This is a genomic window from Bacillus sp. ISL-46, from assembly GCF_018613205.1.
In genome coordinates this window covers 100,813-125,333 of the sequence record NZ_JAGGQR010000049.1, presented here as the reverse complement: position 1 = coordinate 125,333, position 24,521 = coordinate 100,813, and the positions used below count along the sequence as shown (strand labels likewise).

The following is a 24,521-nucleotide window of genomic DNA, read 5'->3' as shown; positions in this document are numbered from 1 at the left end:
TAAAAAAAGTGTAATATATATATTATTTTTATTTTTTTTTTTTTTTTATATTATAATATTATATTAAAAAAAAAAAATATAATTTTTTTTTTTTTTTTTTTTTTTATTTTTTTTTTTTAAAAATTTAATGTTTTTTTTTTTTTTTTTTTTTTTTTTTTTTTTTTTTTTTTTTTTTTTTTTTTTTTCGGTTTTCGAAAGAATTCTTGAAACATGAATTAAAATGAAAAGAAAGTGTGGTATTCTTTGTAATGGGGGTGCATTCAATGACAATTAATAAAATAACGCCAAAAGAGCTCTATGAAAGGCTTCAGGGTGAAGAAAAATTAGTTCTTCTTGATGTTCGGGATAAAGAAAAATACAATCAATTTCATATAGAAGAAAGTAGTAACGTACCGAAATCAGTAATTTTTGGCATTGAAGAGTCTGGTGAAATCACACTGCAGTCCTTACCCAAGGGCCAAGAAATGATCGTGACTTGCACTACGGGGAATTCAGCAACGAAATGTGCACAGATTCTGGACGCTCATAATTATCAAGTGACGGTTTTAGACGGAGGAATTACTGCTTGGAAGGCATATATAAGTTCGCTACGAGACGAATAGGGAGACACTCTACATGCTGCAAAAGATAAATAAACAACTAGAAAGAATCATGCCATTAATTACCCCGGTTGGTGTATTGACTGGAGTATTGTTCAGTGGCCATCTTAAGGACTTTTCATATTTAATTCCTTGGATTTTTGCTTTTATGACCTTCGCTGGGAGTTTAAGTTCCAATTTCCATTCATTAAAAGAAGTAATCGTTCATCCGTTTCCAATTTTTATTGCAATGGCAATCCTTCATGTCCTCATGCCAATTTGGGCCTGGGGTGTAGGTCATGTCGCCTTTTCTGGTGATGTTTACACGATTACCGGACTTGTCTTGGGAATGGTCATTCCAACAGGAGTGACAAGCTTTATGTGGGTAGCCATTTACAAAGGAAACATTCCATTAGTCTTATCGATCATATTAATTGATACCTTGCTTTCACCAATCATTGTTCCATATTCGCTATCGTTATTTATAGGTGAAAAAATTGAAATGGACTTTATCAATATAATGAAGGGTCTATTGGGAATGGTGGTCATTCCTTCCTTGATTGGGATGTACTTAAACCAAGTTACAAAGGGGAAAATTAAAGACCGATTAGGGACACGTCTTGCTCCCTTTTCGAAAATTAGCCTAGGATTTGTGGTCATGCTTAATGGGGCAGTGGTTGCACCATATTTAAGAAATCTTAATCTTAAACTTGTGAGCATTATCTTAACGGTCTTCTTAATTGCGCTGACTGGTTACCTGTTTTCATTTTTAATTGGTAGATTTTTTAAAGGTGGACGAGACAACGTCATTTCACTGACATTCACTGGCGGGATGAGAAATATTAGTGCTGGGGCAGTTATAGCTATTACTTACTTCCCAGCTGCAGTTGCGGTACCAGTAGTGGTTGGGATGTTATTTCAGCAAATACTCGCCTCGTTAAATGGGCATTTTCTCAATCGTTATTATAATAAAAATGTGGAAAAGCAAGAATCGGTTGCAATGTAAAACGATGTTTAAAAAAGAAATCCCCTCGGAATTATTTGCGAGGGGATGTTTTTATGAGGGAATTCCCTCAAAAGAGCCGATTACTATGTTGCATACTTGATAATTCCGGATAAATAAACGGAGCAGTCTCGTTGGACAACTTCTCTCATTTTTATTTTTCCGTCTTGTACTAATTCTCTAACCAAGCCTTCAATAAGTTTTTCATCTTCTTTTACAGCCTTTGGAATCTCAATTGAAAATAAATTACTCCGACTGGCGTAGTGTAGATTTTTTAATAATTCAGCTTTATTCATTGGACAACCCCTTTACCTTATCTTCGACATGAAGGGGGCGTTCTCCTTTGAATTAATACAATTATCTCCATTCACAAGGATTTCAGCAGTAAAATCTTCTTTTTCAATGGAATGGAAATTATTCTTTCGTTAGTTCTTCTTCAAAGAAAAAGGTATTCGGATGTTCATTGACAATATAAGAGTACCTTTTCATGTTTTTTACATATTGAGATTTATTGATTGTTACTGATTCACCCGAAGAACGAATATTTACTTCATCACCCTCATTAAATATACTTTTCTTCATTTTCCCATCCTTTCAAACCAGGGTGTTTTCTTCTTTCCAGCACCTTTGCTGGATATTTTATTATTTCCTAAGCATCGAGATCTATATGCTCAAACTTACTAATCTGGAACAAACCCTTATCAGTTAACTTTAGTTCCGGTATGACAGGAAGTGATAAAAACGAAATCGTTAAAAATGGGTTGAAGTGGTCGTGTGCACCTAGTTTTTTGAGGGCAAGATTTATCTCATTTAAACTGGAATAAACCTCTTGATACGGGCGATCTGACATTAACCCTGCGATGGAAAGTCTTAATGAGGCAATCACTTCGCCTTGATTGACAACAACTAGACCCCCTTGGATATCTTTGATCGCTTTGGAAGCAACTACCATATCCAAATCGGTTGTTCCGGCAATAATAAGATTATGGGAATCGTGAGCAATGGTGGTTGCAATCGCACCGGATTTTAAACCTAAACCTTTGACAATACCTAATCCAATTTCATTTTTCATATGATGGCGCTCAATCACGGCCAGCTTTAATTGGTCTTTTATGATAGAGGGTTGAAATATCCCTGAATCACTAGCATTAACTTTTTCAATAATATGACGCGTTACAAGACTATTGGGGATAATTTCAATAATATTTGCTTTGTTCGTTTTTAATGGAATTTGGAAATGATTTTCCGTTAATTCATGAAAACGAACAGTATTTTTTAACCGGTCTGTTTCAACCAAGGAATGGTCCTGTGATTCAATAATAAGCCGTCCATTCTCAACAACGGCAATCCCATCTTTATAAACGGTTGTAATAGTAATGTTCTCAAGGTCATCAAACAGGAAGAAATCCGCTTTGTATCCAGGTGCAATCGCACCCTTAGCCTCCAGCCCAAAGCATTCTGCTGCATTAATGGTTGCCATTTGTATCGCTGTTATGGAAGATATACCTGAGGCGATAGCCAGCCTTACGTTGTGATCGATGCTGCCATCGTGGATAAGGTCGTCTAAATGCTTATCATCCGTTACAAATAAACATCTTCTTGCATTTCGCTCATTGACGATGGGAATTAATTGTTGTAAGTCTTTTGCCACCGTACCTTCGCGAATCATTAGGTACATTCCTCTTCTGAGACGTTCTTTTGCTTCTATTGCTGTTGTACTTTCATGATCTGTTCGAATGCCTGCTGCCAGATACACATTCAAATCATTGGCCGATAACCCCGCCGCATGGCCGTCAATTTTTTTGCCAGATTGTTTTGCTGTTAGGATTTTTTCAAGCATGTCGTCCTCAGCCTTTAGAACTGCTGGGAAATTCATGACTTCAGCCAATCCTAAGACTCGTGGCTGCTGATAAAAGGGTTGTAGATCTTTTGCATTAAGAGTAGCGCCGGAATTTTCAAATTCGGTCGCAGGAACACATGAAGGAAGCATGAAGAAAAAGTCAAACGGTAAGTTTTCAGAGGAATCAAGCATGTATTGTATCCCCTCAGCGCCTAATACGTTGGCAATTTCATGTGGGTCTGCAATGATGGTAGTTACACCGTGCGGAAGAAGAACCTTTGCAAATTCATTTGGAGTGACCATTGAGGACTCAATATGAACATGACCATCGATAAAAGCTGGGGATATATAGCGGCTATTTGCATCAATCACCCTATTCCCCTCATAATCACCTATACCGGCAAAGTATCCATCAACAATCGCAAGGTCTCCTTCAATAATTTCTCCATTAAAGACATCGATAATTTTCCCATTTTTAATGACCGTATCCGCTGGCTCTCTTTTAGATGCTACAGAGATTCTTCTCTTTAACTGATTTGCCTCCATAGGACAACATCCTTTTCTGTCATATTAATACTCTACTTTATCTTGTGAATTCTCCCATGTTCTAAACGGAATATCTCCATCTGGTGGAAAAATCTTTTTCATAGGTATTTTTCGATATTCGATGGGGAGGGAGAGTTGATCATAAATAAATTGATCATCAAACCCTATTTTCGCTGCATCTTGTTTGGTGCAAGCATAATAAACAGCCTTGGGGCGTGCCCAATAAATGGCGCCGATGCACATCGGACAAGGTTCACAGCTGGTATAGATTTCACAATCGTTAAGCTGAAAGTCGTTTAAATTCCGGCAGGCATCGCGAATGGCTTGCACTTCGGCATGTGCAGTGGGATCGTTTGTCCCGGTTACTTCATTTCGGCCGATTCCAATGACCTTTCCGTCCTTGACGACGACCGCTCCAAATGGTCCCCCTTGCTTCGTCAAAACATTATTTAGCGCTAGTTCAATTGCCTTTTCCATAAAGTGAGAATCTGTCATACAACCTCTCCATTCCAGTTAATTAATTTAAAATACATTATTCTACATGATGATTACAATTGCTCAATTGTTGTAGGTATATCTAACATATTTTTTTATAAAATAGCTCTGGTTACTTGCCTGTTGATTTCCGCTCCAATCAACAATTTTTCTATGTTAGATTATATGACATTAGTGTAGATACTATTTCCCCTTTTGGATATTATGGTGAAAAAAGATGACATAAGCTTTGTTAGTAATGTTCGTCTATCTACTGAAAATCTACCCAGTATCAGAAAATTGAAAAAGAACATGGGTGTATTTTGGGAGGTCTATCAATATATATAGTGTTAGATAGCACGGAAGAATAGGGGGTCATGATGGTGGTTTCTCTTGAAGGATAACGACGGAGTCATCGCAGTCTATCTTGCGGCGGGTAAGAGCCGCCGGATGGGGGTTAATAAGCTGGCACTCCCTTGGGGGCAGAAAACTGTTGGTAATTCAGCCTTAGAAAAGGCAGTGAATTCCAAACTGGACTATACGATTGTGGTGACAAGGGATGAGGATACGCTCAACTGGATAGATGGAACCCTTTTCAGAACCCCCCTCCGAGAACGCTGGAAAGCTTTGAGATGCCGTGATGCTGATAAAGGGCAGGCGCATTCCTTGCAATGTGGATTGCTTGCAGCAATGGAAATGGAACCCAAAGGAATCATGATCCTTCTCGCTGATCAACCTCTCTTACCCGTAGGAATTATCAATGATTTGGTTATACGATACCTGAAGGTACATCAGGAAAATAAAAATGTTCCGTTTATAGCGGCTAGCTTTCAGGGGATTCCGAGACCGCCCATTATTTTTTCGCCAAAGGTGGTTCCTGATTTACTGAAACTAGAGGGGGATGAAGGGGCACGACAGCTTTTTAAAAAGGAAAAATTAACTGGCATACTAGTTAACTATGAGAACGGTTGGGACTTTTTTGACGTCGATACCAAAGATGAATATGAATGGCTGAAAGGGTGGAGGCACGAGTGGTGAAGAGAGGCAAGTTGTCTGTTTCTCCTGAAATCCTGCGGAAATCAGTTAGGTTGGGAGAGATGAAACCATGGATGTAAAAGAGAATAATCAAGGCTCCATAGAGGAAATAAATCAAATGAACAAAGAGGAATTTGTGAGAACAGTAGGCTGGGTGTTTGAGCACTCCCCGTGGGTGGCTGAGAAGGCATGGGAGAGTATACCCTTTCAATCTCGTGAGGAACTCTTACAAATAATGGTGACAGTTGTAAAAAATGCAGAGGCAGCCTTTCAATTGGCCCTGCTCCGAGCCCATCCGGATCTTGGTACTAGATTAAAAAAATCAGAGGTTTCGCAAAAGGAGCAAGCTGGAGTAGGTCTTGATCGGCTCTCGAAGAATGAACATAGTGAGTTTGTTTCACTCAATCAGAGGTATGTCGAGCAATTTGATTTTCCTTTTATTATGGCAGTGAAGGGCCAAAGCAAGGAAACAATTCTTGCAGCGATGAAAGAACGTGTGGGCAATACCTATGAACAAGAATTCCCGACAGCCTTGGATGAGGTCTATAAAATTGCAGGGTTCCGCTTAAATGATGTTATTCAATAAAGGGGGATGATGATATGCAAAGAACGATGCGCTACGGAAAAGCAGATGTTTGGGTTTATCGCACCTACGCAGCCCCATTAACAGGAGTCCGTCCGATTCCTGAATCAGCCTTTACGGGCCGAAGCAATATTCTGTTTGGAATGAATGTTAAGGTGGCAGTAGAAGGCGAAGCCTTCTTATCGTCGTTTAAAGATGGGGATAATACATTAGTTGTGGCAACCGATTCGATGAAAAATTTCATTCTAAAACATGCTGGTGATTATGAAGGTTCAACACAAGAAGGATTCCTAGAATTTGTCGCTCGCCGTTTCCTTGAAACGTATCCTCATATGAGTGCTGTCGATATCTCTAGCGAACAAATCCCATTTGACGAGCTCTCAGTACCAACGAAAGATAGTTTTGAACCGAGTCCATTCGTATTCCGCTATTCATTAAATGAACAATCGTTGGCTCAAGTTGAAGTGAAACGCTCTGGAGAAAAGATCATCACAGCCGATCATCTCAGCAGTTTGAAGGGACTAAAGCTTTTAAAGGTAAGTGGCAGCTCCTTTTATGGATTTGTGAAGGATGAATATACGACACTGCCAGAATCCTATGACCGGCCGCTATTTATCTTTTTGAATATTGGGTGGCGCTATAACGATTTCGATGCTGCAAAGGGCAGTACCACAGATGGGTATGTCGCAGCAGAGCAAGTTAGAGATATTGCTTATACGGTTTTTCATGAAGAGAATTCTCCCTCCATTCAAAATCTTATCTACCGCATTGGTCTTCGTATATTAGAGCGTTTTCCACAGTTAGTGGAGGTTCACTTTGAATCCAATAACCGGACCTGGGAAACCGTTTTAGACGAAATTCCTGCCTCACAAGAAGGGAAAGTTTTTACCGAACCGCGTCCTCCGTTTGGGTTTCAATGTTTTTCCATGACACGTAAAGATTTAGAAAATCCAGGGGAATCACCGAAATGACTGGAAAGGTAACAACCCATGTCCTTGATTTAAGTTTGGGAAAACCGGCAAGTGGCGTCCTGGTGGAATTATGGCAAGTTATTCCAGACAACAAATTCGAATTCATTCAAATCAGCTATACGAATGAAGATGGCCGGGTCAATCAACCTCTCCTCGAAGGGGCATCCATGAAAAAGGGAATCTATGAAATACGTTTTCATGTCGGAGATTATTTCAGCAATCGCAGCATATTACTCGGTGACCCTTCGTTCTTAGATTGTGTTCCCGTTCGCTTTGGCATTTCTGAAACCGCCTCCCACTATCATGTACCATTGTTGATTTCACCGGGTGGGTACAGTACGTATCGAGGGAGTTAAGGAGGGTCATAAGATGAAAGAACTTTGGGTGAAGAATGGGCTTGTTTTTACAGAGGAAGGCTTTCGAGAGGTAAATATTCGAGTCCTTGATGAGAGGATTGACTCCCTTGTAAAAAGTGAAGGAGAACCATTGAAAGAGGAAACAGATACGATTATTGATGCAAGCGGGTGTCTAGTGGTTCCAGGCTTTATTGATGCCCATGTCCATTTCAATGATCCAGGAAGAACGGATTGGGAAGGAATTGAGACAGGCAGCCGAGCTGCAGCTATCGGCGGAACCACTACCATTTTTGATATGCCACTGAATTGTGCACCTTCTGTTACTAATTTTAAGAATTTACTTGATAAAAAAGATTATTTAACCTCTATGTCTCATGTCGATTTTGCTCTCTGGGGTGGAATGACAGACACGAACCTCGCTAACCGGCAAGAACTCACTCAAATGAGTAAGGGGATTATTGCCTGGAAAGCATTTATGAGTGAGAGTGGGATTGAAGATTTCCGCTTTGTCTCACCTGATGGATTGAAACAAGCCATGCAGGCTGCAAAGGAGCATAAGAAGATTCTCGCTCTCCATGCGGAATGGGAAGAGGAGATTAATAAATTTACAGCTTTCTATAAACATAGGGTCGGGATCAATGAACGAAAAGCCTTTCTCGCGAGCAGGCCCGTATCAGCGGAAGAGAAAGCGGTTAGTTATGCCTTAGAGCTTGCTGCCAAATACGGAACAGCCCTTCATTTTGTTCATATTAGTTCGGCGAAGGTAATCGGGCTCATAGAGCAAGCCAAAAAAAGCGGTGTAGATGTCACGCTGGAAACCTGTCCGCATTATTTAATCTTTGATGAAGAGGATTTTATTAAAAGTGGTGCCATCCTCAAATGTGCACCGCCGCTAAGACCGCGCGAAGATGTAGAGGGGCTATGGGACTGCATTCAGAAAGGATGGATTGACACGATTGGATCTGATCATTCTCCGTGTCTTTATTCGATGAAAGCAACGGATTCCATCTGGGATGCATGGGGAGGGATTCAAGGGGTTCAATTTACATGGCTTTCACTGCTTGATGAGGCCCTTAAACGGAGAATTAACCTTAAACAAATTTTACCATTAGGGACGTCGAATGTGGCTGAACGGTTTGGAATAGCAGACCAAAAAGGGAGAATTCGTCCCGGCTTAGATGCTGACCTTGTTTTGATACGGTTAGATGAATCAACGATTGCTGATAAACAATCATTGGCTTTTAAAAATGCCTATTCACCATATGAAAATAGAGAGTTTTTACTTAAGGTGAAGAAAACGATTTTACGAGGAAAGGTCATTTATGATGATCAATCCGGGGTGATCCAGGAGAAAGTTGGTGTTTGCCTGTAAGTGGACACGCAGCAAAAAGGAGGAGCTTTATGAATCAGGATAAGAAAAGTTTGGTCCAGTGGATTGAGGAGCACCAAGCAGAAATGATTGATTTTTTAAAAAAAATAGTGCAAGTTCCTTCAGATAACCCTGCTGGAGATTGTTACCCTATTGCTGCCTTCTTACACCACCAGCTTCAAGAACTTGGCTTTGTGGATGTATCTCTATTAGAGGTAGATGAAGAGGAAGTCAAAGCCGCTGGAATGATTAGTTTGGCCAATGTCCTTAGCAGCACCGAGTTTGGGAACGGGGCAGGAACAAATATTGTCTTAAATGCACATGGTGATGTGGTGCCCCCTGGGTTAGGCTGGAGTGTTGATCCATACGGAGGGGAGATCATTAATGGAAAGATGTATGGACGGGGCGTGGCAGTTTCAAAATCCGATATTGCTGCCTATTCATACGCTGTTTTAGCCTTAAAAAAAGTCAAAATCAGTCACCCTCTGCACGGGAAAGTCGACCTTGCTTTTACTTTTGATGAAGAAACAGGCGGAGAATTAGGACCAAAAAGGCTGCTTGATCAAGGGAATATCAGTCCTGACCAGGCGATTGCAGCTGGCTTTACCTATTCGGCAGTTAATGCCCATAACGGCTGTTTACATTTTGAAGTGAAAACAACAGGGAAGTCTGCCCATGCCGCTCTGCCGCATACAGGAATTGATGCGCTTGAGGCGACGACAAAGATTTTAAATGGTTTATACGAATATCGGCAGACTCTCGCGGCCAATAAATCTTCTGTGCCTGGGATTGACCACCCAACCTTGGTTGTCGGTCTCATTTCTGGAGGAATTAACACAAATGTTGTACCTGACGAATGTACAATAAGGGTTGACCGAAGATTGATTCCAGGTGAAGACGGGGACCAAGCGGAAGCGGAATTTAGAAAAGTTGTGGAAGAAGCGGTTAAGACGACCAAAGGAATAAAAATAGAAATTCGAAAAATACTTCATGCAGAAAGCTTCGGGCCTGTTCCGGAAGATTCACTACTGATTTCAGCATTATCCGCGAACTGGCAGTCCATTATGAAAGGGAAAGGTGAATTAGCAATAAACGGAGTACCGATCTATGCAGATGCCCGCCATTTTTATGAAAAAGGCATCCCAACCATCATGTTTGGTGTTGGGCCCAAATTGCTGGAAGAGGCTAATGGGCACCGGGCGGATGAAAATATCCGTGTAGATGATCTGGTGGATGCCACAAAGATTATTGCCTGTACACTTTACGATTTACTAGGGGGAGGTAAGGGATGAAATTAACCCAGCGGGAGCAGGAAAAATTAATGATTGTCATTGCAGCAGACTTGGCCAGGCGCCGAAAGGACCGGGGTCTAAAATTAAATTATCCCGAAGCGATTGCCATCATCACCTACGAAATTATGGAGGGGGCAAGAGATGGGAAATCGGTGGCTGAATTAATGAGTGAGGGAACAAAGATATTATCAAGCGAAGATGTGATGGAAGGGATACCGGAAATGATTCACGATATCCAAGTAGAGGCAACATTTCCAGATGGAACCAAGCTTGTTACCGTACATGAGCCGATTCGCTAGATTGATATTTTTATGGATAAGGGGGTGCGATGTTGATACCAGGAGAATATCGATTAAGACAAGAGCCGATTATTTGCAACCAGGGTAGGAAGGCTTCTAAAGTTATCGTGCTCAATCAAGGTGACCGGCCAATTCAAATCGGGTCCCATTTTCATTTTTACGAAGTGAATTCCGCACTAAAATTTGAACGAGACCAAGCATTTGGCAGGCACCTAAATATCCCTGCCGGTACGGCTGTCCGGTTTGAACCAGGGGATGCGAAAGAAGTAGAACTCGTTCCCTTCGCCGGTCAGCGTGAAGTCTATGGGTTAAATAATAAAACAGATGGCCCATTGGACCAAGGAGAGGGGAATCCGTTATGAGCTTTCGAATGTCGAGAAAGCAATATGCAGACATGTTTGGTCCTACAACGGGTGATGCCATCCGGCTAGCGGACACCGATTTATTTATCGAAATAGAAAAGGATCTTACCGTTTATGGTGATGAGGTCAAATTTGGCGGCGGAAAAGTAATCCGTGACGGGATGGGACAGCATCCGCTTGCTACACGAGCAGATGGGGCACTTGATGCTGTCATAACCAATGCGATTATTCTAGATTATAGCGGGATTTATAAGGCGGACATTGGAATTCGTGATGGCCGAATTGCTGGGATTGGAAAAAGTGGAAATCCTCTTTTAATGGAAGGGGTAGACATGATCATTGGGGCTTCAACGGAAGTCATTGCTGGAGAAGGCATGATTATAACGGCTGGCGGCATTGATGCCCATATCCATTTTATAAGCCCGCAGCAAATCGAAACCGCCCTTTCATCTGGGATTACAACCATGATTGGCGGCGGCACTGGTCCGGCAACCGGAACAAATGCAACCACTTGTACACCGGGAGAATGGAATATTCACCGAATGTTAGAAGCTGCCGAGGAATTCCCAATGAATCTTGGGTTCTTAGGAAAGGGGAATTCGTCCGCTGAAGAACCGTTGATTGAACAAATCAATGCCGGTGTGATTGGACTTAAACTGCATGAAGACTGGGGGACGACCGCCTCAGCCATTGACCACTGCCTCAGGGTAGCGGACAAGTATGATGTCCAAGTTGCCATTCACACCGATACATTAAATGAAGGCGGTTTTGTCGAAGATACTTTGGCAGCCATTAATGGCCGAGTTATCCATACCTATCATACAGAGGGGGCCGGCGGCGGTCATGCTCCCGATATTATTAAGGTCGCAAGCTTCCCGTATATCCTGCCGTCATCCACCAATCCAACACGACCTTATACAAAAAATACCTTAGATGAACACCTAGATATGCTAATGGTTTGTCATCACTTAGACCCGGACGTACCTGAGGACATTGCCTTTGCTGATTCACGCATCAGAAAAGAAACGATTGCAGCGGAAGATATTCTCCACGACATGGGTGTATTCAGCATGATAAGTTCAGATTCACAAGCAATGGGAAGAGTCGGCGAAGTGATTACTCGAACCTGGCAAACCGCTGATAAGATGCGAAAGCAACGAGGCAAGTTGGCTGAAGACACAGGAGTAGGAGATAACTCCCGTGTAAAGCGATACATTGCCAAATATACGATTAATCCGGCAATTACGCACGGTATTGCTGAGGAGGTTGGTTCGGTGGAAGTGGGGAAATTGGCGGATCTCGTCATTTGGGAACCTGCATTCTTTGGCGTTAAACCAGAGATCGTCATTAAAGGTGGAATGATTGCCCACAGTTTAATGGGAGATCCGAATGCCTCCATTCCTACTCCGCAGCCAGTTCTGTACCGTCCAATGTTTGCTTCCTTCGGAAAAGCCAAGTACAGCACCTCGATTACTTTCATGTCAAAAGCAGCCATTGAACTTGGTGTACCTGAAAAGCTTGGACTAAAAAAACAAATCAAACCAGTACAGGGAATTCGCCAACTATCAAAAACAGATATGAAGCTCAATGCGGAAATGCCAACAATTGTAGTCGATCCACAAACCTATGAAGTTATTGTGGATGGTGAGCTAGTGACCTGTGAACCAGCAGAAGTATTACCGATGGCACAGCGTTATTTCTTATTTTAGGAGGAAAATCATGATTATTGAACAAATCGTGGGAAATGTAGATGAAATCGCAGCCTCTGGCCGACACATCGAAAGAGTATATTTAGCCAGTGATGACTTAGTGAAGCGAATTCAGCGGGTGACAACGGACCACGGTAAAGAGATTGGCATCCGGCTGAAAGAACCAAAAGACCTGATTGATGGCGATGTATTATTCATGGATGACCGAAATATGATCGTTGTCAGTGTCACGAGGGACGACTTGCTGGTAATTCATCCGACAAGCTTTAAGCAAATGGGGGAAATTGCGCATCAGTTGGGTAACCGACACTTGCCTGCACAATTTGAAGGCCAGGTGATGCTCGTCCAATATGATTATCTTGTTGAAGAACTGCTGAAACAATTAGAGATTCCATACGCAAGGGAAGATAGAAAAGTGAAAAAGGCATTCCGGCATATCGGTCACTCCCATGGATAATCAACTCTTGTCCTTATTGCAAATAGGGGATTCCAATTTTCCGTCCGGAGCTTTTTCACATTCATTTGGATTGGAAACCTACATCCAGGAAGAAATCGTCTATAGTAAGGAAACCTTTTTTGAATGGATTCGAATTTACTTGGAAAAACAAATCGCCTATACCGATGGACTTGCCTGCCGTCTAACCTTTGACGCCTTACTTAAAGATGATATCGAAGGGCTATGGGTGCTCGATCAAAAATTGTTTGTCCAGAATATCCCTAAAGAAGCACGAGAGGCAAACCGGAGGATTGGGGAAAGATTGATTCGGATGGGAATTGATTTATATTCGATACCATTATTAGAAGAATACCTAAAAAAGATACGTGCCAAGGAGGCGTATGGTCATCCTGGAATTGCTTTTTCGATTATCTGCCAGTACTTAGGAATCGAGAAAAGACAAGGAATACTGACTTTCCTGTATTCAAGTATGGTGACCCTTATTCAGAATGGTGTAAGAGGGATACCACTAGGGCAAACAGCCGGTCAACGTATTCTTTTAGAATTACACCCTTATTTACAAAAGACTACAGAGATAATTGAAGGAATGGATGCTGATGACTTTGGAGCTGTGGCTCCTGGAATTGAAATTTCACAAATGCGACACGAGAGATTACATACCCGTTTGTTTATGTCCTAAAAAATGATGAAAGAAGGGGTAACGATGGAACCGATACGTATAGGAGTTGGCGGACCAGTTGGAGCAGGGAAGACGTTGCTTGTGGAGCGATTAACGAGACACCTCAAAGATGAATATAACATGGCGGTCGTAACCAATGACATTTACACCAAGGAAGATGCACAATTTTTAATAAAAAATAGTGTACTTTCAGAGGATCGAATTATTGGTGTGGAAACAGGAGGATGCCCGCATACGGCGATCCGGGAAGACGCATCCATGAATTTCGCTGCCATTGATGAGCTAAAGGAGAAACATCCGAATCTATCACTTATTTTTGTCGAGAGCGGCGGCGATAACCTAGCTGCCACCTTTAGTCCCGAACTCGTAGACTTTTCTATTTATATTATTGATGTAGCCCAAGGGGAAAAAATTCCGCGTAAAGGCGGCCAAGGGATGATTAAATCTGATCTGTTTATCATCAACAAAATTGATCTAGCCCCATATGTAGGAGCAAGCTTAGAAGTCATGGAGTCAGATACAAAGCTGGCAAGAGGCAAGAAGCCATATATCTTTACAAACTTAAAAGAGGATGTTGGTGTAAACGAGGTTATTGAGTGGCTCAAGTTAAATGCGCTATTGGAAGGATTAGGGTAGGTGGAACAGCGGACCGGATATTTGCGACTAACGGGTGCAAGGAAAGGTAAGAAAACGATTTTAAAAGAATCCTATTCAGAGGGTGCATTAAAAATTACTAGACCTGTTTACCTAACAGGAGGCGGCGAAGCCTATCTTTATGTGATGAATCCAGGTGGGGGATACATTGATGGTGATTCCTACCAAACGGTCATCTTATTGGAGGAGAATGCTGAGGTAGTTGTTACCACCCAATCCTCTACTAAAATATATAAAACACGAACCTCTCCGGCTTTTCAGGAAATGGACATACATTTGAAAAGCGGAAGTGTTTTAGAATATCTGCCAGATCCAGTCATTGCTTACCAGCATGCTCGTTTCAAGCAGCGTACGGTCATTCGAATGGAACAAAACTCTTCCCTTATTTGCACGGATATTTTTACTCCGGGTTGGGCTCCTGATGGGACACTTTTTAAATATGACTTACTCCAAGCAAAAATGGAAATTTATATGGAAGACAAACTTATTTTATTTGATCATGTAAAACTTCAACCTGACAATGATCTTAAAGGGATTGGCATGATGGAAGGGTTTTCTCATTTTGGGACGATGATTGTTATTGATCATCGTATCAATCCTGCTTTAGTAGAAGAGTTGCAAGAAATTCTCGATACTTTCCTTGATGTTAGAATTGGTATTTCGATACTAGCCGTATCAGGGTTTGCGCTAAGGGTATTGGCGAATACCACACAGGTTATAGAAAAAGTCTTACATGTCTGTCATGAAATCATTAGGATCAAAGTATTGGAAAAAGAACCTGTATTTCTAAGAAAATATTAATCGGCTGATGTATCATCATCGCCGATTTTTTCTTGTCTATACTGGAATAATTGTAGTTAGGTTTTTCATTGAAGTATAATGAGAGTATCTAGAATGCCTATATTTGAGGAGGAATGAAATGGGTAAGCTTTTTGTTGACCAAACGATTGAAATCAATGCTCCAGCGTCTAAGGTATGGGATGTTCTTACGGTCAGTGAGTATAATAACCGTTGGGCGACGGAATTTTCAAGCGGCGGACCACAGTTTCAACTCGAATCCACTTGGGAGCTTGGAAGTCCTGTCCTATGGAAAGGCGAGGATGGGACCGTAATTGTCGAAGGGAATGTGACGGCTCTCGAGAAGAATAAACTCCTTCGGTTTACTGTATTTGATGTTCGGAGCGAGGAAAAGGCACTTGTCACGGAAGAAGACGGAATCACCTTCCAATTGTCTGAGGATAATGGAAAGACGACACTACATATTTTACAAGGGGATTTCTCAGTGATGCTGGAAGGGAAGAAATACCGCGATTTAAGTGCAGAAATTTGGGACAAGGTGCTCCCAATGGTCAAAGAAATGGCGGAATCGACTAACTAGATTTTTATGAAAAACATAAATTTATGTTGGGCTAGGTAAATGATTCTCCTAGCCTTATTTTGTTGTGTTAAAATTTTTATAAAAAGGAGACTTACTAAATGAATATCATTGACTTACATTGTGATGCCCTAATGAAACTCCAAGAAGCGCATGGTACGTTACGATTTGCTGATGCGCCGGAGTTACAAACTAGTAAAACACGCCTCCAGCAGGGCCAAATCAAAGTCCAGTGTTTTGCGATATTTATTGAACCCGAAATAAAGGGGGACCAGAAATTTCAGGTTGTCCTTGAGCAAATCGATTATTTTTACAAGGAAGTGCTTGGAAAAAATCCAGACATGGTCCATATCAAAGAATGGTCGGATTTTGATCGCTTAAAGATCGGTCAGATTGGCGCAATGTTAACGCTTGAAGGCGTGGATCCAATTGGCAACGATTTATCGAAGCTCCATATTCTCTATCAACTAGGTGTCCGTTCCGTTGGTTTGACATGGAACCAAGCCAATCTGGCCGCTGATGGCGCTGGTGAACCGCGCGGCGCGGGGCTGACGCTGTTCGGAAAAGAAATTGTCGAGTTTAATAACGAGCATCAAATCCTGACCGATGTTTCTCACTTAAGCGACAAAGGGATTTGGGAAGTCATTGAATTAGCCAAGTATCCGATTGCGAGCCACTCGAATGCTCGAGCACTTTGCAACCATCTGCGAAACCTCACAGATGAACAGGCAGCGGCGATGTTTGCTAAAGGCGGGTTGATTCATGTTGTTTACAATCCACCTTTTGTAAAAGAATTTGGAGAAGTGACGATTCCAGACCTTGTTAAACATATTGATCACTTTTGCTCATTAGGAGGGGTAAAGCAAATTGGATTCGGCTCGGATTTCGATGGGATTTCAACATTTATTACTAATTTGGAAGACGCCTCTAAGAGCCAAAATCTTATTAATGAACTATTAAAATATTACAGTGAAGAAGTGGTCCGCGGATTTGCCTATCAAAACTTTCTTGACCATCGGCCAGGGATGATCCGATGAAGAATCAACTTTTTACAGCGGCGACGGAAGCAGCTGAGGAAACGATCCTCAATTCATTGTCACAAGCAGTCAATACAATGGGAAAAGCAGGCCGGGTTGTCCAACAAATCAATTTATTAAAAGAGGAGTAATCATATTGTACATTACTATAAAAGAGACAGCAGAATATTTATCGGTTCCTGAGGCAACTGTCAAAAGCCTCATCCAACAAAAGAAAATCCGCGCCCTATTTGACGGGGAAGAATACCTAATCTACAAAGAACAATTCAGGACCCACCTAAAACAAATGGAAAAATACAAACAACTAATCGAAGAAATCCTGAACGAACCCATCCCAGAAAGTATCGACGTAAAAGACGAAGATTAACTGGGTCGCATTTGATACCATTTCAATTTTGGTGCCTGACACCATTCGTGGACAAATCAATGTATTTGTCCATACGGGGTGGACACAAAAACTAATATAAGAATGAGGTGAATTATTATGTCTAATCTTTTTATGAAAAGGATCTATGAGCCCTATGAGGAAATGGATGGCTGCAGAATCTTAATTGACCGCTTATGGCCGAGGGGGATTTCGAAAGAAGCCGCGAAGCTTTCGTTTTGGTTTAAAGATCTAGCTCCAAGCAACGAATTGAGGAAATGGTTCTGTCATAAACCTGAGCTATTTGAAGAATTCTGCATTAGATACCTAGAGGAACTTCGCACGGACGAACAAAAGCGGGAATACATCCGGCAAATCATTGAAATGGAAGCTAAGGGCCCAGTAACACTCCTCTATGGAGCAAAGGACCCGGTCCATAATCACGCACTGGTATTGATGGAGGAACTTGGTAGATTAATTGGGATAGAACGATGAAGTAGGAGGGATTTCAATCGTATGATGCCCGTGAAGGGTGGGAAATCGGTTCAGAGGTAATCATACGACTCGTATGATGCCCGTGAAGGATGAAAAATTGGTCTGACGGTAACCAAAGGAAGCGTATGATGCCCGGAAAGGCTGAAAAGATGGTCCAGCGGTAACCAAAGGAACCGACTAATGCTCGTGAAGGCTAAAAAATCAGCCCAACGGTAACTAGTGCATACGACTAATCCCTTCAACCAAAAAAAATTAAGTTCCATGGGCATCAGCCCCTCTTTAATCCCTTCGGAAGCGTCCCATTACCTCCATCGTTTGCATGATGTTCACAAAAGCCTTCTGATCCACCGTTCTAATCGTGTGTTTTGTTTCATTTAGTTCGTATTTTGTAATCACCGTGGTTAACACTTTTTTGGGCTTATGGGTGTATGCCCCTTCTGCATACGTTACCGTGACCCCTCGTGCATGCAAATGAATTAGTGCATCCGTAAGCTCTTCATACTTATCCGTCACAATCGTTAGGGTTAATTTATTCTGATTAGTGTATACCATATCAACGGCACGACCAGACACATAAATGGTGATAATCGTATAAAGTGTGATGCCCCATCCAAAAATCAGCCCAGAAATCCCCACCACTAAAAAATTCATACAAATATTTAAAAAGCCAACTTGTAAGTTCCTTTTTTTTTGCAAGTGTGAGACTAACTATATCCGTTCCGCCAGTCGAGCCTCCAATCCGAATGATAATTCCAACCGCGATACCATAAAGGGCCCCTCCAATGATGGAAGAAAGAAGAATATCATGGCTAATGGGATGAATCGGAATAAATTTCATGCTGAATGATAAAACAATAACGGCATAACCAGTGAGCAAAATGAATTTTTTTCCTAAATATTTTAGTCCTACTAAAAATAGAGGAATATTGATCAGCAAAATAATCCAGCCAGTATTGATATGTAAAAAATGGTGAATAAAAAAGGCGATGCCTGTTACACCGCCGGAAGTTAGTTTATGTGGAATAAGAAACGTATTAAAGGCAAATCCAAATAACATCGAACAAAGTCCAATCACAATCAGTTGAAAAATCAATCGAAACAACATAAACACCTCTATCTTTTTGTGGTGCTTTATTAATAGTCCTAGTATTATTTTGTGCTATTTTTAAAAAGATATTTCAAAAACAAAAAACGCCAATAACGTAGGCGTTTTGAAAGTCTCGAAATTAAATGACGTAAAGGAACACGGTTAAAAAATGTGCCAAACTTCCTAGTAAAATGAAAATATGAAAAATCTCATGGAAGCCCATGTACTTTGACTGCAAGAACTTAGGTTTTGCACCGTAGATGATCCCGCCAATCGTATAAAAAATTCCCCCGAGGATGAGCAAAAATAAACCAATCGGGTTTAAGCTTCCAGTTAGCGGCGAGAATACAAACACAATCATCCAACCCATCGCTAAATACAAGGAGGTAGAAATCCAGCGAGGGCAATTAAACCAGACCATTTTAAAAACAACCCCGCTAATCGCTATTCCTGCAATAATTGAAAATAGAATCGCACCTATTTTTCCGTTCAAACTGATAAAGCAAAAAGGAGTATACGTACCTGCGATTAAAATGAAAATCATCGAATGATCCAGCCGTCGTAAAAAGGCAATTACTTGATCGTGAGCAATCACCATGTGATAGGTGGCCGATGCCGAGTAAAGCAGAATCATACTAACGCCGAAAATAATGACCGCAGTAATTGCAGACGGTGAACTTGTCGTCGCAGCCGCCTTGATAACCATCGCAAGGAGCCCGACAAAGGCTAAAACTGCTCCGGCTAAATGGGTTAGTCCGTTGATAGGTTCGCGAATGTAATTGTTCATTTAAATGCCCCCTAGCACAGCATATAGTTTTGATAACTACATATAATGATACTGGTATTTTTATATCTAGTCAATACATATCTGTTTAGGTATAATAAAAAATATAAAGCAAATGAACGGGGTCTTTAAATTGGAAAATATCAATCAAATTATTGAAAATCTTGGCCTAGATACGAACTTAAATTTAAATGAAATACCCAAAATAGACTTATATATGGATCAAGTCATTCAATTATTCGAAAATAAATTTAATGAATCGAAGCGGAATGAAGAGGAAAAGGTACTTACTAAAACGATGATTAATAATTATGCAAAAGGGAAGCTAATTTTTCCGATTCACAATAAGAAATATTCAAGAGAACACTTGATCTTAATGAGCTTGATTTACCAGCTTAAAGGGGCACTATCAATTAATGATATTAAGGTAACCCTTGATGGGGTAAATAAGAAGATTATCCAGGATGAGATAGACCTAGATTCTTTTTATACTAGTTATTTGAACCTAAACGGCCAAAATGTCGAGGATTTTAAAGAGGATATCGAAAAAAGAGTGACCGAGGTAAAAGAGGAAATTGAAGAGGCACACAATGAAACTTCCCTCTACCTTGAGCAGGTGCTAATGATCTCATCACTCGTTCATATGAGTAATTTATATCGGAAAGTGGCCGAAAAACTAGTCGATGACATAACAGTAGAAAAAGAAGAAAAGCGTCACAAATAATTGTCGACGCTTTTCGCATTTTCAATGGTAATATCTTTGACCCCTAATCCGACCTCGATCGCTTTTGGCGCGGAATTTTGACTCATCACATCATAAATTTGAATAGAATCCGCTCTATTTTCACCTCCGAATACTTTAATATCGCTCCCCGCTTTTTTAAAATCTTTAACAGATATATGTTTTAATATCACATTTCTGGCCCGATATTGAACGGCAATTACCGGGTGGCCTTTGTAGTCATAATTGGGGTCACCAGCCAAAGTAAAATGGTTAATGACTACATTTTTATAAGCTGAGACAACCATACCGCGCGGCGTTGAGCCTTTATATAACTCAGTAAAAATCGGCGCGATGGATACAAGATTGGCAGCACTAATATTGTAAGCAGTTTGTGACTCAGCCTCCGTGCTTTTGTGATGTCCAATATGCCGGAAATTAAACGAGCGGTTATCGTGGACCGAAATATGCCCGATAATTTGTACGTTTGAAGCGGCTGAAGAATTTTCGTGCGCTTTTATTTCCACCCCGCCAAAGCATCGGGCAGAAGAATTATTAACAAGCAACACATTCCTCGAACCATCATCGACCTCAATCCCGTTGGAGTTAGAAAAGCCCATCTTGTGGGCACGACCACTTGGGTCACACAGATGGCAGCGGGAGATAAAGACATAATCACTGTGATGGGTGGTGATACCATCATCACCGAAACCATAGCCATTCAAGTTATCGAGCCAGACATACTTGCTGCCGCCGCGGGCGCGAAAGCCGTCACCCGCATAATTGTACAGAGTTGATGTAACATCAAAGCAATGCAGTCCTGGATTCATTCCTTCAACATCCTTAACCCAGCCATAAGTAACATTTGCATACGTTAAGCAGCTGGAGTGATTTCCCCAAGTACTTGTTTTCGCCACGTTGCCAAGCCTTTCGACATTCCAGTCCAAACTTAGGGAGCCGACATAAAGATGATGATTCCCTTTCCAGTGATTCCTGTTAGTAATGAGCCGAGTACCTTTATCGGCAACATCATGAAGTTTAATCGTCGTTACACCTTTTCCTGCGCCAACAAACATGGTCCAAGAGGGCAGTTGGATTCCCTTTGTTATAAATACTCCAGCTGGTACAACCACTTTCACCTTGCCGTTGCCAATCGCTTTTTTAAATGCAAAGGTGTTATCCGTCTTCCCATCGCCAATTGCTCCAAAATCTTCAACATGGACCTCTTTCACCATATTCTTATGTAAATTCAAGTATTCTTCATCCAACATGCCTTTCCAATCCGGAATCACATTTCCTTCAGGATCTATCTTAACCTTTCCTTGATCATCAGAATTAGCGGTCGTCGATAAGTGGCGAAACAAAGCTGTTGTCATTTTTTGAGGAAGTGATCCGGTCAGATGACGAATTTCCTTCTGACGAGGAGAGGCTTCATTCCTTCGTGTTCGATTGAAAAGCTGCTCGGTTTCTTGAATGGCCCTTTTTAGGTCCAATTGGTTTGTAAATTGGGCAAGGATTGCGGCATTCTTTCTTGGATCATGGTTTTTCTCTAAATAAAGCAATCATTTCTCACTCCAAAGGACATTCTTATTAAAATTATTATGACATTATTCGGCGATAAATAATATTTTCATTTTTAGGGAAAAATCCTTTTGAATTAACTTTACTAGAAGGAGATTATCATTTGAAAAAATTTTCTAAGAAATTTACTCTATTGCTATTGTCTATAGCCTTAATTTTACCTGCCATTAGCGTGAAGGCAGCCCCGCCCCCACCACCAGTTAACCAGAAGCAGACCATGAGTGAGTCTGCACACCAGCTAAAGTTTAACTTTAGAAGACTTTGGATGGAGCATGGCATTTGGACAAGAAGTTATATTGTTAGTGCGGAAGCAAATCTTAAAGACCAACAAATGGTCCTGACAAGACTTTTGAAAAACCAAGATGATTTAGGAAATGCAATCAAACCTTTTTACGGTGAAGCAGCAGGAACAAAGCTTGCACAATTATTACGAGAGGATATCCTGCTTGCCGGAAAGGTACTCGAAGCTGCCAAAGCCAATAATCAAGTTGATTTGCAAAAATATAATACTGCATGGTACAAAAATGCCGATGATATTGCAGAATTTCTCAGCAGTGCAAATCCAAATTGGAATAACACTGCATTGAAGCAGTTGTTACATGCGCACTTAAAAATGATTACACAGAGTGTACTTGCAAGACTTAAAAATGATTGGAACGGAGACATTCGTGCGTTTGATGAAGGGGAAATCCATCTAATAAAAATTGCTGACGTCTTATCAGATGGAATCATCAAACAGTTCCCTCAGAAGTTTTAACAAAAGGAAAGATTAGCTTGTGGACAAATTTCACCAGTCTACAAGCTTTTTTTTTGCCTGAAATTACTCTTTATTGTTAACGCCGTAAAGGAAACAGCTTTACGATTGATTAAGTTCTGAATTTTTTGTGAACAGCCAGGTAGCGGTTAGTTTATTTAAATGAGTTAGTTTAGGATGTAAATAAGAACATATAGAGTAATTACTATTTTAGAAGGGAGGAATTCAACATGAAGAACCAAAAGTCTATAAGTATGCTTGTCTTTGTAATAACCCTTTTATCGATTATTGCAACGTCTTACGCAATTTTTCCAAATCAAGGAGCAGGGGAGTACGAATATAAGTCTATTTTTGGAGAAACCGTTTCAATTTATGGGAAGGGTCTATACAAACATGATTCCGTATCGATGGCAGCACAGGCAATCGCCCAGGATTATGTGACATTATTCTTTGGCGTACCTTTACTTGTCTTTTCACTATATTTGTCTAGAAAAGGACTGTTAAAAGGGCATTTGCTCCTCACTGGAACGCTTGGGTATTTCTTGTACACCTATGCATCCTATTCATTTCTATCTATGTATAACTCCATGTTCCTCGTTTATGTAATCCTTATGGCGGCAAGCTTCTTTGCTTTTACACTGGCAATGATGTCGTTTGAGATTGCGAAATTACCGCTATCATTCAAAGAAAAACTACCTGTGAAAATAATTGGCGGCTTCTTACTCTTTGCTTCGTTTGTATTTGGAATGATGTGGCTCGGGAAGATAGTAAAGCCACTAATGAATCACACCCCTACAGAAGGTATCGAACACTATACTACACTCGTCATTCAGGCATTAGATCTTGGGTTTGTTGTTCCTGTGGGAATTATATCGGGAATACTGCTCATTAAGCGAAAGCCATTTGGCTATCTTCTAGCATCCGTCATCATCATCAAAGATATCACCTTGTTAACAGCCCTCTCAGCGATGATTTTCCTTCAAATTCAGGCCGGTGTTGAAGTAAGTTCAGCAGTTGTGGTGCTCATTCTACTCCTAAATATCGTTGTCATTTATCTCATGTATTTAATTTTGAAAAACATAACTGAAGAGTCGGGCAATTCCTGTAACAGGACAAATTTGAAAAATTTTTGACAATTTCTTAAGAGCGGATATTTTTAATAAAAAGAAAAATACTAACAAATGTTCGGAGGTGGAATCAATGGATCAAAAAGATTTTGAACAAATTTATGAGGAATACAAGCAGGAGAGTCAGCAGCAAGCCCAAATGGAAGCAGGTGATAGTAATCCAGATGGCAAAGAAGAGTTCGTTTCCGTCAGGAAGAACGATGATGGAGATATTATCGCTTTTAAAACAAGCGCTGGACGCGAGTTGGATTATATCACGGCTTTGAATGAGGCGAAAGCTGGCAAGATCGCTCATGTGGATGTCTTTCACAAATATGGTCGTGACATCATCCGTAGTGAGCCAGACGGAATTAAAGAAAATAATCTTGATCAATTACCTGGTTTTTAAGGAGTGTGTCCATGCATTGGTATGAAAAGTTGAATCAGTATTTTCCTGTTGAAGAAATGAAATCAAGAGCTCACATGGAAACCTTACTGAAAGAACGTTCAAACATCTATCATAAAGATGAGGGGCCAAACCATGTTTTGATGTATGCGGAATTAGACAATTTTGTGTTTATTGATTATTTATTTGTTTCAAAAAATGCTCGTGGTGAGGGACTAGGCCATAAACTCTTGGAAAAGTTAAAACAAAAAGGGAAGCCGATCATCCTTGAAGTGGAACCAGTCAGCTATGAGGATAGCGATACAGAAAAACGTCTTCATTTTTATAAAAGAGAAAAATTCGAGCACGCCGTGTCCATTGGATATGAGAGAAAATCATTGGCGACAAATGAGGTAAATAGGATGGAAATCCTCTACTGGGCGCCTAATGAAGAATCAGAAGAAATGATTTTTGAAGCTATGAGAAAAACATATGATATGATTCACACCTATAAAGATCATCAGTTTTATGGTGAATCCTACGAGCCAGTTGAGGAGGTCCTGACCTTTAACGAAGAACCTGAGAATAGAAATATATTAAACAAGCTGTGAGAAGCAATAAAAAA

Annotated in this window: 33 protein-coding genes; 25 read left to right on the top strand and 8 right to left on the bottom strand. The window is 40.8% G+C overall.

Annotation, left to right across the window (positions count from 1 at the left end):
* Positions 1-263: 263 nt before the first annotated feature.
* Together J7E67_RS23275 and J7E67_RS23270 are read left to right on the top strand one after the other, a co-directional pair.
* A complete protein-coding gene (locus J7E67_RS23275; RefSeq protein WP_214715178.1) occupies positions 264-602 on the top strand; it encodes a rhodanese-like domain-containing protein in 339 nt (112 codons plus the stop codon).
* Positions 603-615: 13 nt separating this feature from the next.
* Complete coding sequence (locus J7E67_RS23270; protein WP_214715179.1) at positions 616-1,584, top strand: bile acid:sodium symporter family protein; 969 nt, start codon at positions 616-618, stop codon at positions 1,582-1,584.
* Positions 1,585-1,667: 83 nt separating this feature from the next.
* On the opposite strand, the gene J7E67_RS23265 is transcribed toward J7E67_RS23270, so the two are convergent.
* The 4 genes from J7E67_RS23265 to J7E67_RS23250 form a co-directional block, all read right to left on the bottom strand.
* Positions 1,668-1,877: a hypothetical protein gene (locus tag J7E67_RS23265; RefSeq protein WP_214715180.1), complete on the bottom strand. Its 210-nt coding sequence runs from the start codon at positions 1,875-1,877 to the stop codon at positions 1,668-1,670.
* A gap of 118 nt (positions 1,878-1,995) precedes the next feature.
* Positions 1,996-2,163 carry a hypothetical protein gene (locus tag J7E67_RS23260; RefSeq protein ID WP_179195723.1) on the bottom strand — a complete coding sequence of 56 codons (168 nt, stop codon included), beginning with the start codon at positions 2,161-2,163 and terminating at the stop codon, positions 1,996-1,998.
* A gap of 67 nt (positions 2,164-2,230) precedes the next feature.
* Positions 2,231-3,967, bottom strand: coding sequence for an adenine deaminase (gene ade, locus J7E67_RS23255; protein WP_214715182.1), 1,737 nt, complete (start codon positions 3,965-3,967; stop codon positions 2,231-2,233).
* Positions 3,968-3,991: 24 nt separating this feature from the next.
* The gene (locus tag J7E67_RS23250; RefSeq protein ID WP_088085680.1) at positions 3,992-4,462 is read right to left on the bottom strand and encodes a nucleoside deaminase; all 471 of its coding nucleotides are present in this window, start codon (positions 4,460-4,462) and stop codon (positions 3,992-3,994) included.
* A gap of 372 nt (positions 4,463-4,834) precedes the next feature.
* Between J7E67_RS23250 and J7E67_RS23245 the strand changes: the two genes are divergently transcribed.
* The 18 genes from J7E67_RS23245 to J7E67_RS23165 all read left to right on the top strand — a co-directional run bounded on the left by J7E67_RS23245 (position 4,835) and on the right by J7E67_RS23165 (position 17,478).
* Positions 4,835-5,479, top strand: coding sequence for an NTP transferase domain-containing protein (locus tag J7E67_RS23245; protein ID WP_214715184.1), 645 nt, complete (start codon positions 4,835-4,837; stop codon positions 5,477-5,479).
* A 67-nt stretch (positions 5,480-5,546) separates the two neighbouring features.
* A complete protein-coding gene (uraD, locus tag J7E67_RS23240; protein ID WP_214715186.1) occupies positions 5,547-6,062 on the top strand; it encodes a 2-oxo-4-hydroxy-4-carboxy-5-ureidoimidazoline decarboxylase in 516 nt (171 codons plus the stop codon).
* A gap of 14 nt (positions 6,063-6,076) precedes the next feature.
* Positions 6,077-7,030 (top strand): factor-independent urate hydroxylase, encoded by a 954-nt coding sequence (gene pucL / locus J7E67_RS23235; RefSeq protein WP_214732896.1) that lies wholly within the window; start codon positions 6,077-6,079, stop codon positions 7,028-7,030.
* On the top strand, positions 7,027-7,386 hold the full coding sequence (uraH, locus tag J7E67_RS23230; protein WP_214715190.1) for a hydroxyisourate hydrolase: 360 nt from the start codon (positions 7,027-7,029) through the stop codon (positions 7,384-7,386). Before pucL ends, uraH begins: the two co-directional genes overlap by 4 nt.
* A 13-nt stretch (positions 7,387-7,399) precedes the next feature.
* The gene (gene allB / locus J7E67_RS23225) at positions 7,400-8,758 is read left to right on the top strand and encodes an allantoinase AllB (RefSeq protein WP_214732895.1); all 1,359 of its coding nucleotides are present in this window, start codon (positions 7,400-7,402) and stop codon (positions 8,756-8,758) included.
* A 29-nt stretch (positions 8,759-8,787) separates the two neighbouring features.
* Positions 8,788-10,047, top strand: coding sequence for an ArgE/DapE family deacylase (locus J7E67_RS23220; RefSeq protein WP_214715194.1), 1,260 nt, complete (start codon positions 8,788-8,790; stop codon positions 10,045-10,047).
* On the top strand, positions 10,044-10,346 hold the full coding sequence (locus tag J7E67_RS23215) for an urease subunit gamma (protein WP_214715196.1): 303 nt from the start codon (positions 10,044-10,046) through the stop codon (positions 10,344-10,346). Before J7E67_RS23220 ends, J7E67_RS23215 begins: the two co-directional genes overlap by 4 nt.
* Positions 10,347-10,378: 32 nt before the next feature.
* Positions 10,379-10,708 carry an urease subunit beta gene (locus J7E67_RS23210; protein ID WP_214715374.1) on the top strand — a complete coding sequence of 110 codons (330 nt, stop codon included), beginning with the start codon at positions 10,379-10,381 and terminating at the stop codon, positions 10,706-10,708.
* A complete protein-coding gene (ureC, locus tag J7E67_RS23205; protein ID WP_214732894.1) occupies positions 10,705-12,417 on the top strand; it encodes an urease subunit alpha in 1,713 nt (570 codons plus the stop codon). Before J7E67_RS23210 ends, ureC begins: the two co-directional genes overlap by 4 nt.
* A gap of 10 nt (positions 12,418-12,427) precedes the next feature.
* Positions 12,428-12,874 (top strand): urease accessory protein UreE, encoded by a 447-nt coding sequence (ureE, locus tag J7E67_RS23200; protein WP_214715200.1) that lies wholly within the window; start codon positions 12,428-12,430, stop codon positions 12,872-12,874.
* Positions 12,875-12,881: 7 nt separating this feature from the next.
* Positions 12,882-13,553, top strand: a complete 672-nt coding sequence (locus J7E67_RS23195) for an urease accessory protein UreF (protein ID WP_308161470.1) — start codon at positions 12,882-12,884, stop codon at positions 13,551-13,553.
* Between the two features lie 24 nt (positions 13,554-13,577).
* Positions 13,578-14,189, top strand: a complete 612-nt coding sequence (ureG, locus tag J7E67_RS23190) for an urease accessory protein UreG (protein WP_214715202.1) — start codon at positions 13,578-13,580, stop codon at positions 14,187-14,189.
* Complete coding sequence (locus J7E67_RS23185; RefSeq protein WP_214715203.1) at positions 14,190-15,008, top strand: urease accessory protein UreD; 819 nt, start codon at positions 14,190-14,192, stop codon at positions 15,006-15,008.
* A gap of 118 nt (positions 15,009-15,126) precedes the next feature.
* A complete protein-coding gene (locus J7E67_RS23180; protein WP_214715204.1) occupies positions 15,127-15,585 on the top strand; it encodes an SRPBCC family protein in 459 nt (152 codons plus the stop codon).
* 98 nt (positions 15,586-15,683) lie between these two features.
* Positions 15,684-16,619, top strand: coding sequence for a dipeptidase (locus J7E67_RS23175; RefSeq protein WP_214715205.1), 936 nt, complete (start codon positions 15,684-15,686; stop codon positions 16,617-16,619).
* Complete coding sequence (locus J7E67_RS31480; RefSeq protein WP_374102974.1) at positions 16,616-16,750, top strand: hypothetical protein; 135 nt, start codon at positions 16,616-16,618, stop codon at positions 16,748-16,750. The genes J7E67_RS23175 and J7E67_RS31480 overlap by 4 nt, the downstream gene beginning before the upstream one ends.
* A 5-nt stretch (positions 16,751-16,755) precedes the next feature.
* On the top strand, positions 16,756-16,986 hold the full coding sequence (locus J7E67_RS23170) for an excisionase family DNA-binding protein (protein ID WP_214715206.1): 231 nt from the start codon (positions 16,756-16,758) through the stop codon (positions 16,984-16,986).
* A gap of 117 nt (positions 16,987-17,103) precedes the next feature.
* Positions 17,104-17,478 carry a DUF488 domain-containing protein gene (locus J7E67_RS23165; protein ID WP_214715208.1) on the top strand — a complete coding sequence of 125 codons (375 nt, stop codon included), beginning with the start codon at positions 17,104-17,106 and terminating at the stop codon, positions 17,476-17,478.
* Positions 17,479-17,757: 279 nt separating this feature from the next.
* Here the strand turns inward: J7E67_RS23165 and J7E67_RS23160 are convergent, their stop codons facing one another.
* From J7E67_RS23160 to trhA, 3 genes are all read right to left on the bottom strand, one after another.
* The gene (locus J7E67_RS23160) at positions 17,758-18,129 is read right to left on the bottom strand and encodes a YitT family protein (protein ID WP_251026939.1); all 372 of its coding nucleotides are present in this window, start codon (positions 18,127-18,129) and stop codon (positions 17,758-17,760) included.
* Positions 18,032-18,583: a YitT family protein gene (locus J7E67_RS23155; protein ID WP_214732892.1), complete on the bottom strand. Its 552-nt coding sequence runs from the start codon at positions 18,581-18,583 to the stop codon at positions 18,032-18,034. The genes J7E67_RS23160 and J7E67_RS23155 overlap by 98 nt, the downstream gene beginning before the upstream one ends.
* Before the next feature lie 121 nt (positions 18,584-18,704).
* Positions 18,705-19,352: a PAQR family membrane homeostasis protein TrhA gene (gene trhA, locus J7E67_RS23150; RefSeq protein WP_214715210.1), complete on the bottom strand. Its 648-nt coding sequence runs from the start codon at positions 19,350-19,352 to the stop codon at positions 18,705-18,707.
* Between the two features lie 130 nt (positions 19,353-19,482).
* On the opposite strand from trhA, the gene J7E67_RS23145 reads away from it, so the two are divergent.
* Positions 19,483-20,073 carry a DUF1836 domain-containing protein gene (locus J7E67_RS23145; RefSeq protein ID WP_214715211.1) on the top strand — a complete coding sequence of 197 codons (591 nt, stop codon included), beginning with the start codon at positions 19,483-19,485 and terminating at the stop codon, positions 20,071-20,073.
* On the opposite strand, the gene J7E67_RS23140 is transcribed toward J7E67_RS23145, so the two are convergent.
* Positions 20,064-21,632 (bottom strand): glycosyl hydrolase family 28-related protein, encoded by a 1,569-nt coding sequence (locus J7E67_RS23140; protein ID WP_214715212.1) that lies wholly within the window; start codon positions 21,630-21,632, stop codon positions 20,064-20,066. The genes J7E67_RS23145 and J7E67_RS23140 overlap by 10 nt on opposite strands.
* 122 nt (positions 21,633-21,754) lie before the next feature.
* On the opposite strand from J7E67_RS23140, the gene J7E67_RS23135 reads away from it, so the two are divergent.
* The 4 genes from J7E67_RS23135 to J7E67_RS23120 all read left to right on the top strand — a co-directional run bounded on the left by J7E67_RS23135 (position 21,755) and on the right by J7E67_RS23120 (position 24,507).
* Positions 21,755-22,408, top strand: coding sequence for a glycosyltransferase (locus J7E67_RS23135; protein WP_214732891.1), 654 nt, complete (start codon positions 21,755-21,757; stop codon positions 22,406-22,408).
* A gap of 227 nt (positions 22,409-22,635) precedes the next feature.
* Positions 22,636-23,538 (top strand): hypothetical protein, encoded by a 903-nt coding sequence (locus tag J7E67_RS23130; RefSeq protein WP_214715214.1) that lies wholly within the window; start codon positions 22,636-22,638, stop codon positions 23,536-23,538.
* A 67-nt stretch (positions 23,539-23,605) separates the two neighbouring features.
* The gene (locus J7E67_RS23125) at positions 23,606-23,920 is read left to right on the top strand and encodes a DUF3892 domain-containing protein (protein ID WP_214715215.1); all 315 of its coding nucleotides are present in this window, start codon (positions 23,606-23,608) and stop codon (positions 23,918-23,920) included.
* A gap of 11 nt (positions 23,921-23,931) precedes the next feature.
* On the top strand, positions 23,932-24,507 hold the full coding sequence (locus J7E67_RS23120) for a GNAT family N-acetyltransferase (protein ID WP_214715217.1): 576 nt from the start codon (positions 23,932-23,934) through the stop codon (positions 24,505-24,507).
* Positions 24,508-24,521 lie beyond the last annotated feature (14 nt).

Excerpts from the sequence above, each read along its gene's own strand:
- J7E67_RS23275 (WP_214715178.1), top strand. The coding sequence starts at position 264 with ATGACAATTAATAAAATAACGCCAAAAGAGCTCTATGAAAGGCTTCAG.
- J7E67_RS23270 (WP_214715179.1), top strand. The coding sequence starts at position 616 with ATGCTGCAAAAGATAAATAAACAACTAGAAAGAATCATGCCATTAATT.
- J7E67_RS23265 (WP_214715180.1), bottom strand. The coding sequence starts at position 1,877 with ATGAATAAAGCTGAATTATTAAAAAATCTACACTACGCCAGTCGGAGT.
- J7E67_RS23260 (WP_179195723.1), bottom strand. The coding sequence starts at position 2,163 with ATGAAGAAAAGTATATTTAATGAGGGTGATGAAGTAAATATTCGTTCT.
- ade (WP_214715182.1), bottom strand. The coding sequence starts at position 3,967 with ATGGAGGCAAATCAGTTAAAGAGAAGAATCTCTGTAGCATCTAAAAGA.
- J7E67_RS23250 (WP_088085680.1), bottom strand. The coding sequence starts at position 4,462 with ATGACAGATTCTCACTTTATGGAAAAGGCAATTGAACTAGCGCTAAAT.
- uraD (WP_214715186.1), top strand. The coding sequence starts at position 5,547 with ATGGATGTAAAAGAGAATAATCAAGGCTCCATAGAGGAAATAAATCAA.
- pucL (WP_214732896.1), top strand. The coding sequence starts at position 6,077 with ATGCAAAGAACGATGCGCTACGGAAAAGCAGATGTTTGGGTTTATCGC.
- uraH (WP_214715190.1), top strand. The coding sequence starts at position 7,027 with ATGACTGGAAAGGTAACAACCCATGTCCTTGATTTAAGTTTGGGAAAA.
- allB (WP_214732895.1), top strand. The coding sequence starts at position 7,400 with ATGAAAGAACTTTGGGTGAAGAATGGGCTTGTTTTTACAGAGGAAGGC.
- J7E67_RS23220 (WP_214715194.1), top strand. The coding sequence starts at position 8,788 with ATGAATCAGGATAAGAAAAGTTTGGTCCAGTGGATTGAGGAGCACCAA.
- J7E67_RS23215 (WP_214715196.1), top strand. The coding sequence starts at position 10,044 with ATGAAATTAACCCAGCGGGAGCAGGAAAAATTAATGATTGTCATTGCA.
- ureC (WP_214732894.1), top strand. The coding sequence starts at position 10,705 with ATGAGCTTTCGAATGTCGAGAAAGCAATATGCAGACATGTTTGGTCCT.
- ureE (WP_214715200.1), top strand. The coding sequence starts at position 12,428 with ATGATTATTGAACAAATCGTGGGAAATGTAGATGAAATCGCAGCCTCT.
- ureG (WP_214715202.1), top strand. The coding sequence starts at position 13,578 with ATGGAACCGATACGTATAGGAGTTGGCGGACCAGTTGGAGCAGGGAAG.
- J7E67_RS23180 (WP_214715204.1), top strand. The coding sequence starts at position 15,127 with ATGGGTAAGCTTTTTGTTGACCAAACGATTGAAATCAATGCTCCAGCG.
- J7E67_RS23175 (WP_214715205.1), top strand. The coding sequence starts at position 15,684 with ATGAATATCATTGACTTACATTGTGATGCCCTAATGAAACTCCAAGAA.
- J7E67_RS31480 (WP_374102974.1), top strand. The coding sequence starts at position 16,616 with ATGAAGAATCAACTTTTTACAGCGGCGACGGAAGCAGCTGAGGAAACG.
- J7E67_RS23165 (WP_214715208.1), top strand. The coding sequence starts at position 17,104 with ATGTCTAATCTTTTTATGAAAAGGATCTATGAGCCCTATGAGGAAATG.
- J7E67_RS23160 (WP_251026939.1), bottom strand. The coding sequence starts at position 18,129 with ATGAATTTTTTAGTGGTGGGGATTTCTGGGCTGATTTTTGGATGGGGC.
- J7E67_RS23155 (WP_214732892.1), bottom strand. The coding sequence starts at position 18,583 with ATGTTGTTTCGATTGATTTTTCAACTGATTGTGATTGGACTTTGTTCG.
- trhA (WP_214715210.1), bottom strand. The coding sequence starts at position 19,352 with ATGAACAATTACATTCGCGAACCTATCAACGGACTAACCCATTTAGCC.
- J7E67_RS23130 (WP_214715214.1), top strand. The coding sequence starts at position 22,636 with ATGAAGAACCAAAAGTCTATAAGTATGCTTGTCTTTGTAATAACCCTT.
- J7E67_RS23125 (WP_214715215.1), top strand. The coding sequence starts at position 23,606 with ATGGATCAAAAAGATTTTGAACAAATTTATGAGGAATACAAGCAGGAG.
- J7E67_RS23120 (WP_214715217.1), top strand. The coding sequence starts at position 23,932 with ATGCATTGGTATGAAAAGTTGAATCAGTATTTTCCTGTTGAAGAAATG.